Raw genomic sequence first — 12,090 nt, 5'->3', positions numbered from 1 at the left:
TCAACAGTTGTGGCAGCTCTTTTTACTTTCTTCGTATATTCCTATTTAGATTAGAAATTTATTAGAATCACAGGCTCTCACAGATCTGGCTAATCCAAATTTCTCTACCGGACGTATATACCGTTTCACCTCCGATTCCTTTTATTATCAACTAGTTAATATACCTCCAACAGTACACGAGTAGTAGACGACTTCATCAAAAGGGTTACCTATAATTTATCATTGCTGTTATATAACTATTTTTAATTTCTACTTCTACACCTCCTGCCTCAGATCCTCCTCCAGTGCAGTGACTGTCTATATATAATTACTTTTTCTAAAGAAATGGGGGGTACATAATTGAAATATTTTAGGATAATGAGCGTAAACGGGGCTATTAGGATTAAAAATATATTACAATCCATAAGGATTTTCGTTGTTAGGGCAAATATTTCACTTGTGCACTCGTTTTATTGCAAATTAAATTTTTGTTAACGCTATATTTGCACCGAAAAACTATTTTCAACTTAACCAAACCAAATAATCATCGTATGAGAAAACTCCTACTATTGTTTTTGGGCGTATTACTTGCCATTGGTCAGACGTATGCTCAAAGCAAAACTGTATCCGGTAGAGTTACGGATACAGATGGTTCGCCTATACCGGGGGCCACAGTGGCCGTCAAAGGGGGAACCACAGGTACAACTACTGACAACACTGGTACCTACTCGTTATCAGTTCCTTCATCAGCAACATTGGTATTCAGCTTTGTAGGCTTCGAAAGCAAAGAAGTACAAGTTGGTAACCAAACAGTTATTAATGTTACCTTACAATCAGGTATCAATGAGCTCAATGAAGTAGTAGTAACTGCTCAGGGAATCGAAAGGGATCGCCGTTCCTTAGGATATGCTGTACAGTCTGTGAGCGGTGACGCTATCTCGCAGCGTTCTGAGCCTAACCTGCTTAACACGCTTCAGGGTAAACTGGCTGGTGTTAACATTGGTAGTGCTTCAGGTGCTGCGGGTGCCTCTACTAACATCAACATCCGTGGTATTACTTCATTCAACGGTAATAACCAGCCTCTGATCGTTGTAGATGGTATCATCTTCAACAACAACACTGACAATACCCAGAACACACTGTTCGGTTCACAGCCTTCTAACCGTCTGTCGGATATTGCTCCTGAGACGATTGAGTCTATCAACATCCTGAAAGGACCTGCTGCTGCTGTACTATATGGTTCAAGAGCTTCGGCTGGTGCAATCGTTATCACTACCAAGAGTGGCCGTACGCTGAAAGGCAAAACGGAGGTAACTGTAAACTCTTCGTATAACGTACAACAGGCTACTGGTCTTCCTTCCCTGCAGAATGAATACGGACAGGGAGTTAACAATGGCTACGTTCCTACATCTACTAACTCATGGGGTCCTCGTTTTGGCACACCAGGCTTTGAAACTGTAACTAACTCACAGGGTGAAACTGTACCTTACCAGGTATATCCTAACCACTTCGAGGAATTCTACCGTACCGGTAGCATCCTCCAGAATGGCGTAAGCATTGCTTCTGGTAACATTGATGATAATTACATTGCTACCATCAACTCTATGTTCCAGAATGGTGTAATTCCTAACAGTGAGTTTAACCGTCACAGTGTAGCCGTAGGTGGTAACAAGAAACTGACGAATGGTGTACGTGTAGGTGGTACTATTACATACGTAAAGTCTACCCAGCAGAATACAACCATGGGTAACGGTGGATCGGCCTTTGGTCAGATCACTCGTATTCCCCGTTCTTTTGACTTCGCTGGTCGTCCTTTCCAGAATGAGCTGGGCAGAAGTATCTACTACAACCCTGCTCAGAACCACCCTCTGTGGAGCGTGAACAACGAATTCCTAAGATCTAACGTAGACCGTGTATTTGGTAACCTGAAAGTTGGCTATGACATCACCAACTGGTTGAACGTAACCTACCGCGTAACGGCTGATACCTATATGGATCGTCGTAAACTGACTCTTCGCATTGGTTCGGCTCGTCAGACTCAGGGACAAATCATTGAAGATGCTACCTTTAACTCGGAGCTTAACGGAGACCTGTTGATCACCGCTCAGAAGAGCAACTTCCTGATGGAAGGTCTGGATGCTACTCTCCTATTGGGTCAGAACCTGAACCAGCGTGACTACCAGAACTCTACATTGAGTGCGGCTTCATTGACTATCCCAGGCTTCGACAACGTAAGTAACGGTTCAGTATTTACAGCTTCTGATGAAGAGCGTACCAGAAGAAGACTGGTAGGTCACTACGGTCAGCTATCACTGGGCTACAACCAGTACCTGTTCCTTGAGCTTTCAGGTCGTGTAGATAAATCTTCTACTCTGCCCAAAGGAAACAGCGCTTACTTCTACCCATCAGTAGCTGTGAGCTTTGTACCAACCGACGCGTTCAAGATCGAATCTGATGTACTGTCATACACTAAAGTAAGAGCCAGTGCAGCCCGCGTGGGTCGTGATGCAGATCCTTACCTGCTGCAGTCGGTATTTGTATCTACTACTTATGGTAATAACGTAGCTCAGGTAAACTTCCCATTATCCGTTGGTGGTGCCAGCATCCCTGGTTTTACTCCTTCAACCCGTATTGGTAGCAACAACCTGACACCTGAGTTTGTAACTTCGTACGAAGTTGGTTTGAACGTAGGCTTGTTCAGAAACCGCTTCGGCCTTGACCTGGCGTTGTTCGACACCCGCAGTACCAACCAGATCTTTAACGTAGCGGTTTCTAACGCTTCCGGATTTGACACCCGTACTACCAACATTGGTGAAATGACCAACAAAGGTATTGAGGCGGTACTAACTGCTACTGTTGTTAGAACTGGTGCTTTCAAATGGGATGTAGCGGCTAACTTTACCCGCATCCGTAACAAAGTAGTTTCGATTGCTCCTGGTGTAGATAACTCCGCGATCACTGGTAACCAGTTCACTGGAATCAACCCATCTATCAAGGAAGGATTCCCTTACGGTGTAATCATTGGTAGCAAAAACCAGCGCAACGAAGCTGGCGAACTGCTGGTTAACCCGGCTACTGGTACGTACCTGCCTGCAACTGCCGGTGAAGTGATTGCCAGTGTTCAGCCTAACTGGACAGGTGGTATTACCAATACTTTCAACTACAAAGGTCTGAACCTGAGCGTTCTGTTCGATACCCGTCAGGGTGGTCAGCTTTACTCATTCAGCATGGTTGATCTACGTACTGGTGGACACATCGATTTCACAGGAGTTGATCGTGGACTTCCCCGTGTACTACCCGGTGTGATTGCCAACGCTGATGGTACTTTCACTCCTAACAATATCCAGATCCCGGCTCAGACCTACTGGGGAGCTCTTGGTGGACTTGCTTCGGAAGGTGCTGTATTTGATGGTACAGTATATCGTCTGCGTGAGATCGCACTTAACTATAACCTGCCTGCCAACTGGTTGCGCAATACTCCATTCGGTGGTGCGTCAATTGGTGTAAGTGGCCGTAACCTGTGGTTCTTCGCTCCTGGCTTCCCCGGCGATCCTGAAATAAACACACAAGGTGCAGGTAACATCCAGGGGCTTGATCTGAATGGTGCTCCTCAGACCAAAAACTACGGTGTTAACTTAAGATTTACCTTCTAAAAAATCTCAACTGACTAAAATGAAAAAAGTAATCACATACATAGCGGGGGCCTTGCTGTTGACAGCCACCTCTTGTAATGATTTTCTGGATATCAACCAGACTCCGAACAATCCTACAAGTGTTCCCCCGGCAGTACTTTTGCCAACTGCCCTGACAGGTACGGCCTTTGCTACCAATAATGAACTGAACCGCTTCGCTTCTACTGTCATAAGCGTAACGGCTGGTGCTGGTGGTAACCCACAAGCCTATGATATCTATAACACCAATGGTGGAGATTTCCAGAACCAGTGGCGTTTTGAGATTTACGGCGGCGCTCTGGTTTCTTACAACAAGACCATCGAGTCAGCTGATGCTATCGGTGCTAAGGCCTACTCTGGTATCGCCAAGATCATGAAGGCGTATACCTTCTCGATTGCTACTGACGTATGGGGTGATGTACCCTACTCAGAAGCATTATTAGGTGATGCTAACACACAGCCTCGAGTTGACAAGCAGGAGGATATCTACAAAGGTACTGCTCAGATCCAAGGCTTGTTTGACCTGGTTAAAGAAGGCCTTGCTGACCTGGAAGCTCCTACGACTGTTAAGCCCGGAGCTGATGATCTGATCTACGGTGGAAACATCGAGAACTGGAAAAAAGCCGGTAACACTATCCTTCTGAAGTTCGCCAATACAATCTCTCGCAAAGAGCCTGCACTGGCCAAACAGATCATTGATCAGGTACTTGCTAACGGTACGTATATCAAGCAAAACTCAGAAAACCTGAGTGTTAAATTTGGTTCATCGGTAGGTAGTAAAGCTCCTGTTTTTGAGTGGGCAGCTCAGGAGGGTCAGTCCTTCAGAAATGAAGTGATCATCAGTACTCGTTTCGTAAACCTGCTGCAAGGCAAGAATGATCCTCGTCTGGAGAAGTTCGTAACGAAGCCGACTGGTAGCTACGTAACTATTGATAACGGCTTCCGTGGTACACTACCTCAGCCTCAGTCTTCATGGTCACGTTTCAGCTCTTACGTAACCGGTGCTGCCGGTGAAGGTCCCGTTCGTCTGGTTACCAATGCGCAGCGTGCATTTATCCTGGCGGAGTCAGCCATTACGCTGGGTACTGCCGGTGATGCCGAGGCGTTGTATCAGGAAGGTATTCGTGCTTCTATGCAACTGGCTGGTGTTACTGCAGCTGAGATTGATGCTTACTTTGCAGCCAATCCTACCGAAGTAGCACTGACAGGTACTGACGCTCAAAAAATTGAGAAGATCATCACTCAGAAGTATATTGCTGCGTTTGGAAACGGTCTGGAGCAGTGGAATGATTGGAGAAGAACCGGCTATCCTACTCTGGCAGCTCACCAGAATATCGTAGGTATAGATGGTACCCGTCCTGTGCGTGCACAGTACATCGATCAGGAGATTGCTCGTAATCCAAACTTCACACCCAATATTTACTCCAATGTGAAACTTTGGTGGGATGTTGACTAATTCAAACTACTCAATAGAAACAAACATGAAAAAACTTATCAATATAATTGGTCTATTTATCGCCCTGATCACGATCACTTCCTGCGAGAAGGACTATGGCGTGTTCAACAGCGACAACATAGCACCTATACCGGTTACGTTCACCAATGCGACTACGTACGGATTTGATCCTTTTTACCGCGTATCGCTGGCAGCCAATGATCCGATTCGTATTGAGTTGTCGATTCCTGAGTCATCAGGACGTACCATCAAAGAGATCTCTAAGGTCGCAGCTGGTGCCAACTCAATCAACGTAGGTACGCTGAATACAGGCGCTAACTATCTGTCGACTCCAATTGCGGGCGAGGGTACTAAGGCCGTGTTCACAACGACTATCCCAGAATTCCAGACTAAGCGCCGTACGGCTACTACTCCCGTAGCTGCAGGTCAGGAACTTGCTTTTATCTTCCTGGTTACGCTGGACGATAACACTCAGATTGTTACACAACGTGTACGGGTGAATGTTATTCAATAAAATAGTTACCTGTTAAGTAGTACTACTTAACAGGTACTGGAATACCGAAGAGGCCGCTTCCCATCGAGGGAAGCGGCCTCTTCATGTTTAAGCTGTCTATATGGTACTTTTCATTGATAGCCGCAAGCCAAAAAGTTAGAAGCGTCTTCCCTCTGTATATCATCTTACTCCTCTACCAGGACATATACTTTTTTCGGTATTTCAACAAAACATCCTGACAATCAGGGTAGTTCTTTATCTATAAAAACAAAATTTTTTGTATCCTGTTTCTACATAACGGTATACAAACCTATATTTTATTTGCACATTGTTTGTTTTTGCAGAATTTAATTCTGAACATTAAACCAATTGTCGTTGTATTGGTTTCACTAATAGTTACTTTTGCAACTTGTTAAACACATTTATCAACTAACCTAATCGTATGAGGAAGTTTCTATTCACTATTCTGGCGGGCTTCATGCTACTGGCAACCCAGGCCTACGCCCAGGAACGCACAGTGACCGGTAAGGTCACTGCTGAGGACGGTTCAGCCCTACCTGGTGTAAACGTTTCAATCAGGGGGACTACCCGTGGTACCACTACCAACAGTGAAGGTACCTACAGTATTGCTGTTGCGAATACTGAAGTGCTGGTATTTAGTTTTATCGGCTTTGATACCGAAGAAAGAGTTGTGGGAGGCGAATCGGTACTTAATGTAACCATGGTAAGTGATGTCAACCAACTACAGGAAGTAGTTGTGACTGCACTTGGTATTTCGCGTGAAAAGAAAGCCCTAGGCTACGCGGTGCAGGAGATCAAAGGGGAAGAGGTCAGCACCGTAAAACAACAAAACTTCGTTAACTCCCTGTCAGGCAAGATTGCAGGTATTCAGATCAGACAGAACAATACCTTTGGAGGTTCTACGAATGTACTGATCCGGGGGAATAACTCCTTAGCCGGAAACAACCAGCCACTATTTGTAGTGGATGGTGTGCCTATCTCCAACTACCAGGGCAACAGCCTCAACCAGACAAATGGTCGCCGGGGATATGACTACGGAAATGCTGCCTCGGATATTAACGCGGAGGATATCGAGTCAATCTCAATACTTAAGAGTGCTGCTGCAACCGCCTTGTATGGTTCACGGGGTTCTAATGGTGTAGTACTTATTACTACCAAGAAAGGTACCAAGCGCAAAGGAATAGGTGTGAGCATAAACTCTGGAGTAAACTTCGGACGTATTGATAAGTCAACTTTCCTTAAGTACCAGAAAGAGTATGGTGCCGGTTATTCACCCTGGTATGGTCCTACCAATCCTTATTTTGAGGATGCTGACATCAATGGAGATGGCGTTGTTGACCTTGTAAACCCAACGCGTGAAGATGGTTCTTACGGTGCTAAGTTTGACCCAAACCTGATGGTATATCAGTGGGAATCATTCGTTCCTGAGTCCGAGAACTTTGGCAAACCTATGCCATGGGTAGCTGCACAGAACGACCCCTCTACCTTTTTTGAACAGCAGGTTACGTTTAACAACTCTGTTGATTTGAGTGGAGGAAATGAAAAAGGTGCCTTCCGCCTGGGATACACTAACTTTAGCGATAAGGGAATCCTCCCTAACAGCTCCCAGAAACGTAATACCTTAACCTTCAGCGGATCTTTTGATCTTGGCACAAGGCTGAAAGCGGCTATTTCCGGTAACTATACCAATCAGGCTACTATCGGCCGTTTTTCAACAGGATACGGTGATAACCTCATGTCAAATTTCAGACAATGGTGGCAGACAAACGTTGATATTAAGCGCCAGAAGTACTTCTATGACCTGACAGGACGTAACGTTACCTGGAATATGAATGACCCCATTAGTGGTTCTACAGGTCCTATCTACTGGGACAACCCCTACTGGACGCGCTACGAAAACTACAACTCGGATAACCGGGGGCGCCTCTTCGGAAACATGAACCTGACTTACCAGGTTGCTGACTGGTTTAGCATACTGGGTCGCGTTTCGATGGATACGTATACTGAACTCAGAGAAGAGAGAAGAGCTGTCGGCTCCATTGCTACTGAATTCGGACTTCAGAACAACGAAGAGAAGTCTGGCTACCAGCGTACGGACATTGATTTTACCGAAACAAACTATGATCTTATTGGTAACTTCAATAGAAGCATTGGAAATGATTTCAGTATAAATGGTGTTGCGGGTATCAACATTCGCAGAGAAAGCAGGGAAACAATTATCCAGTCTACCTCAGGCGGTCTGGCGATCCCAGGCTTGTACGCCATCAGCAACTCGGTTAATACGACGCCTTTCCCAACTGAAACTCTTCTGGAAAAGCAGGTAAACGGCTACTACGCAAGCGCCTCTCTGGGGTACAAAGACACCTATTTCCTTGAACTTACAGACCGCATTGACGTATCGTCAGCACTTCCCAGAAGTAACAATACGTACAACTACTACTCTGCCTCAGGTAGCTATGTATTCTCCAATCATTTGAATTCTAACTGGCTGAGATTTGGTAAAGTAAGATTCGGCTATGCGGAAGTTGGAAATGATGCTCCTGCTCTGAGCGTTGGTGACGTGTACAACCGTATTGACAACTTCGGTTCTGCGGTTCTGACCTCCGTGCCCATTACCAAGAATAACCCTGACTTAAGGCCAGAAAGAACCAAAAGCTGGGAAGCAGGTCTTGAACTGAACACGCTGGAAGGTAGACTCGGTCTTGACCTGACATTATATAATGTTAATACCGTTGACCAGATTCTTCGGGTTACGCAGTCACTGGCTACCGGATATGGCTTCCGCTACGTAAATGCCGGTAACCTGACCAACAAAGGGGTAGAAATATCTCTGTTTGCTACTCCGATAAAAACAGAAGGATTTGAGTGGAGAACGGTGGTAAACTTTGCTAAAAACGTAAACCGTGTTGGTGACCTATACCAGGGCGTTGAGAACATTGTACTGGCAGAGTACCAGGGTGGAGTTACAGTAAATGCTACCAAAGGTGAGCGATACGGGACCCTCAGAGGTACCGGATTCCAGTACCTAAACGGCCAGCGCGTTGTTAATGCATCAGGGTACTATGTATCAAATCCTGATCAGGTTATTGGTATTGCCCAGCCCGACTGGACCGGTGGTATTACCAATAGCTTCAGCTACAAAGGATTTAACCTGAGCTTCCTGGTTGACGCTTCCAAAGGTGGTGATGTTTACTCACTGGATATGCACTATGGACAAGGTACAGGTCTTCCGTACTACACAGCTGGTTTGAACGAGCTTGGTAATGAGGTACGTTCTCCGGTATCAGAGGGAGGTGGACTCCTAAACGAAGGTGTTATGGCTGATGGTACACCCAACACTACCCGGACCCGGGCTGATGATTACAGTGGCTATTTCTACTGGGGAAATGCCGCCCGGAATCCAAGTGCCCTTACTACCTACGACGCTTCTTACGTGAAGCTACGTGAAGCGGCAATCAGCTACCGTGTACCAGGTTCCATCCTGAAAAATTTTGGTCAAAACCTGACGTTGTCCGTTGTCGGCAGAAACTTGTGGATCATCCATAAGAATGTACCTTTTGCCGATCCTGAGTCAGGCTTAGGTTCAGGAAACGCCCAGGGATATCTGGTTGGATCCTATCCAACAGTAAGAAATCTTGGATTCAGAGTACAACTTGATTTTTAAGTTGTCGTTTAATCTAAAAAAATTTATATATGAAAAAGATAATCTGTTTATTAATAGTAGGGCTGGTAGTAGGCTGTACCAATCACTTTGAAGAGCTCAATACGGATCAGAAAAATCCGGCGTCTGTTACGGGAGAATCTCTCTTCAATAATGGGACTGAGCGCTTTCACCATATACTTAACTCAGCCAGTGTAAATACAAATGTATTCCGGCTATATGCTCAGTACTGGGCTCAAACAACGTATCCGGAGGAAAGCCAGTACCAGCAGATTCAGCGAAACATTCCTGATAACTGGTATCAGCGTTTGTATCGTGATGCCTTGAAAGATTTGGACGAGGCTAAAAGACTGATCGCTGCGCAGGAAACCAATTCACAAACTGCGCCTATTCAGAAAAACAAGCTGGCGATCATCGAAATCACCGAAGCACACATCTATACTACGCTGGTCGATTTGTTCGGAAATGTTCCCTACTCAGAAGCCCTGGATTTTGCAAATCCGAATCCAAAGTATGACGATGCTAAAGAGATATACTACAGTGAAATTGACCAGTTGAATCAGGCCATAGCCAATCTGGAAGTTTCTGCTCCTAGCTTCGATCCTACCAGCGATCTTGTCAATCAGGGAGACACGGAGATGTGGCTAAAAAGCGCTAATTCTCTCAAACTGAGACTGGCCATGCGCCTGGCTGATGTAGATCCGGCCAAGTCCAAAGCGATGGCAGAATCAGCTGTAAGTTCAGGAGTATTTAATGATGTTTCTGAGAATCTGTCGGTAGAGTATACTAACAATGCGCCCTATACTTATCCGGCTTATGAAGATCTGGTACTTAGTGGACGTTCTGACTTTGTTGCTGCCAACACCATTGTTGAAGTAATGAATGACCTGGACGATCCAAGACGCAAGTACTACTTCCAGGAGAATCTGGGCAAAGGCGTCTTCGTAGGAGGAATATATGGCTCCGGAAATGCTTTCACCTCCTTCTCTTCACCAGGTACACGGATGTACACGGCTAACACCCCTGGTATTAACCTAAGCTACTCGGAGGTTCTGTTCCTGATGGCCGAAGCCGCACAACGGGGCTACGCAGTAGGTGGAACCGTGGAGGAATTTTATAACATGGCCATCACTGCTTCGATACTGGAGTGGGGAGGTACCGCAGCCGAAGCTATGGCCTATCTGGCGCAGCCAGATGTAGCCTGGGATACAGCGTCCGGCGACTGGAGACAAAAGCTCGGCCTCCAGAAATGGCTGTCTCTTTACAACAATGGGATTGAAGGCTGGACTACCTGGCGCTTACTTGACTTCGAAGGCTTCAAAGTACCCGAAGGCCTGACTGAAGAAGATATCCCTAATCGCTTGGTATATCCGGTTAATGAAGCAACCCTTAACGGTGCCAACCTAACGGCTGCAGCCACGGCCATTGGTGGCGATAATGTTCAAAGCAAAATATTCTGGGATGTGCGGTAGGAAACTGTTCTCCTGAATAAATTGTATTGTAAAAGTTACCCGTCTATGACGGGTAACTTTTTTCGTATCTGATGGTTATAAACCCATCTTCTATTCCTTCTTCCATTGTAAATTTGTTGGTGCAACTAGCGTTCATACATTTATCCTAATAATAACCTGATCTATTTTCCATTAAGCCCTCCATGAGCACTATAACCAAGCGACTCTTAACACTTCTGATTGTCCTACTGGCCCTCGGAATAGTCTTTTATCCCCGGCTAAAAGAGTATTTCGATACGCCTCCTCCTACCGAAGGAAAAGCGGCGGGCAATGCTCCCGCCGGTAACAAAGGTCCCGGTAAGGCTATTGTTTCGGTAATGGTAGTTGAGCCTACCAATTTAGATGATGTTGTAAAAACAACAGGTACTGTGCTGGCTAACGAAGAAGTTGAGATAAGAAGTGAAGTATCAGGTAAGATTATTAACCTGTACTTTAAGGAAGGGCAGTATGTACAGAGGGGGGCACTGCTCCTCCGGATCAATGATGATGATCTGCAGGCACAGCTTAAGAAATTTGAATACAACAAGAAACTAGCCGAAGATAATGAAGCGCGTCAGCGCCGGCTCCTGGAAATAGAAGCGATCAGTCAGCGGGAGTATGAGATTAGTCTTACATCGGTCAAAACCATCGAGGCCGACATTGAAAACATCAGGGCACAGATTGCCAAAACATCAGTACGGGCTCCTTTCTCCGGTAAGCTGGGTCTACGCTACGTAAGTGAAGGTAGCTATATCACCCCTACCACCCGTATCTCTACGCTGACGAATACCAATCCAGCCAAGGTGGAGTTTTCGGTACCGGCCAAATACGCCGATGCCATCCGCAACGGAAGCCGTATCGAGTTTCAGGTTGAGAGCTCAGAGCGTAAGCACGAGGGACAGGTATATGCCGTTGATCCTAAAATAGATCCACAAACACGTACGTTACAAATGAGGGCTACCAGCCCCAATCCCTCCGGTACTTTACTACCCGGCGCTTTTGCCCGTATTGAACTGGTGATCGGGAATAATGGGACTGCTATTACTATCCCCAACGAAGCTCTTATACCAGAGCAGCAGGGGCATAAGGTGTTTGTAGTCAAAAATGGAAAAGCTTCATCCCGCATGGTTGAGTTAGGAGCGCGTGGAGAGAGAAGTGTTGAGATAGTAAATGGATTAAGTTCAGGTGATACTTTGATTGTGACGGGTATCCTGCAGGTAAAGCCAGAAGGTCCGGTAGAAGTACGGGAAGTAATCAATCAGGATAATCTGAAACTGGCGCTAAAACCTTAATAGTAGTAGCTAAAAGTATAAAAGGTC

At 45.8% G+C, this 12,090-nt stretch carries 6 protein-coding genes; all 6 read left to right on the top strand.

Annotated features, from left to right (window positions below):
- The first annotated feature begins 530 nt into the window (after positions 1–530).
- Entirely contained in the window at positions 531–3,632 is a 3,102-nt protein-coding gene (locus JUB14_RS08840; RefSeq protein WP_207505497.1) for a SusC/RagA family TonB-linked outer membrane protein, read from the top strand.
- A 19-nt stretch (positions 3,633–3,651) separates the two neighbouring features.
- Positions 3,652–5,106, top strand: coding sequence for a SusD/RagB family nutrient-binding outer membrane lipoprotein (locus tag JUB14_RS08835; RefSeq protein WP_207505496.1), 1,455 nt, complete (start codon positions 3,652–3,654; stop codon positions 5,104–5,106).
- A gap of 25 nt (positions 5,107–5,131) precedes the next feature.
- Positions 5,132–5,620 carry a hypothetical protein gene (locus JUB14_RS08830; protein WP_207505495.1) on the top strand — a complete coding sequence of 163 codons (489 nt, stop codon included), beginning with the start codon at positions 5,132–5,134 and terminating at the stop codon, positions 5,618–5,620.
- A gap of 421 nt (positions 5,621–6,041) precedes the next feature.
- Positions 6,042–9,284 (top strand): SusC/RagA family TonB-linked outer membrane protein, encoded by a 3,243-nt coding sequence (locus tag JUB14_RS08825; protein WP_207505494.1) that lies wholly within the window; start codon positions 6,042–6,044, stop codon positions 9,282–9,284.
- 29 nt (positions 9,285–9,313) lie between these two features.
- Positions 9,314–10,753 (top strand): SusD/RagB family nutrient-binding outer membrane lipoprotein, encoded by a 1,440-nt coding sequence (locus JUB14_RS08820; protein ID WP_207505493.1) that lies wholly within the window; start codon positions 9,314–9,316, stop codon positions 10,751–10,753.
- A 182-nt stretch (positions 10,754–10,935) separates the two neighbouring features.
- Complete coding sequence (locus tag JUB14_RS08815) at positions 10,936–12,063, top strand: efflux RND transporter periplasmic adaptor subunit (RefSeq protein WP_207505492.1); 1,128 nt, start codon at positions 10,936–10,938, stop codon at positions 12,061–12,063.
- The last annotated feature ends 27 nt before the right edge of the window (positions 12,064–12,090 follow it).

It is taken from the genome of Telluribacter humicola, from assembly GCF_017355935.1.
GTDB lineage: Bacteria > Bacteroidota > Bacteroidia > Cytophagales > Spirosomataceae > Telluribacter > Telluribacter humicola.
The sequence above is the reverse complement of the archived record's forward strand: the minus strand, read 5'-3'. Positions and strand labels throughout refer to the sequence as shown.

What these genes read in the sequence shown, in the direction of transcription:
- JUB14_RS08840 (WP_207505497.1), top strand. Translation starts at nt 531, where the DNA reads ATGAGAAAACTCCTACTATTGTTTTTGGGCGTATTACTTGCCATTGGT.
- JUB14_RS08835 (WP_207505496.1), top strand. Translation starts at nt 3,652, where the DNA reads ATGAAAAAAGTAATCACATACATAGCGGGGGCCTTGCTGTTGACAGCC.
- JUB14_RS08830 (WP_207505495.1), top strand. Translation starts at nt 5,132, where the DNA reads ATGAAAAAACTTATCAATATAATTGGTCTATTTATCGCCCTGATCACG.
- JUB14_RS08825 (WP_207505494.1), top strand. Translation starts at nt 6,042, where the DNA reads ATGAGGAAGTTTCTATTCACTATTCTGGCGGGCTTCATGCTACTGGCA.
- JUB14_RS08820 (WP_207505493.1), top strand. Translation starts at nt 9,314, where the DNA reads ATGAAAAAGATAATCTGTTTATTAATAGTAGGGCTGGTAGTAGGCTGT.
- JUB14_RS08815 (WP_207505492.1), top strand. Translation starts at nt 10,936, where the DNA reads ATGAGCACTATAACCAAGCGACTCTTAACACTTCTGATTGTCCTACTG.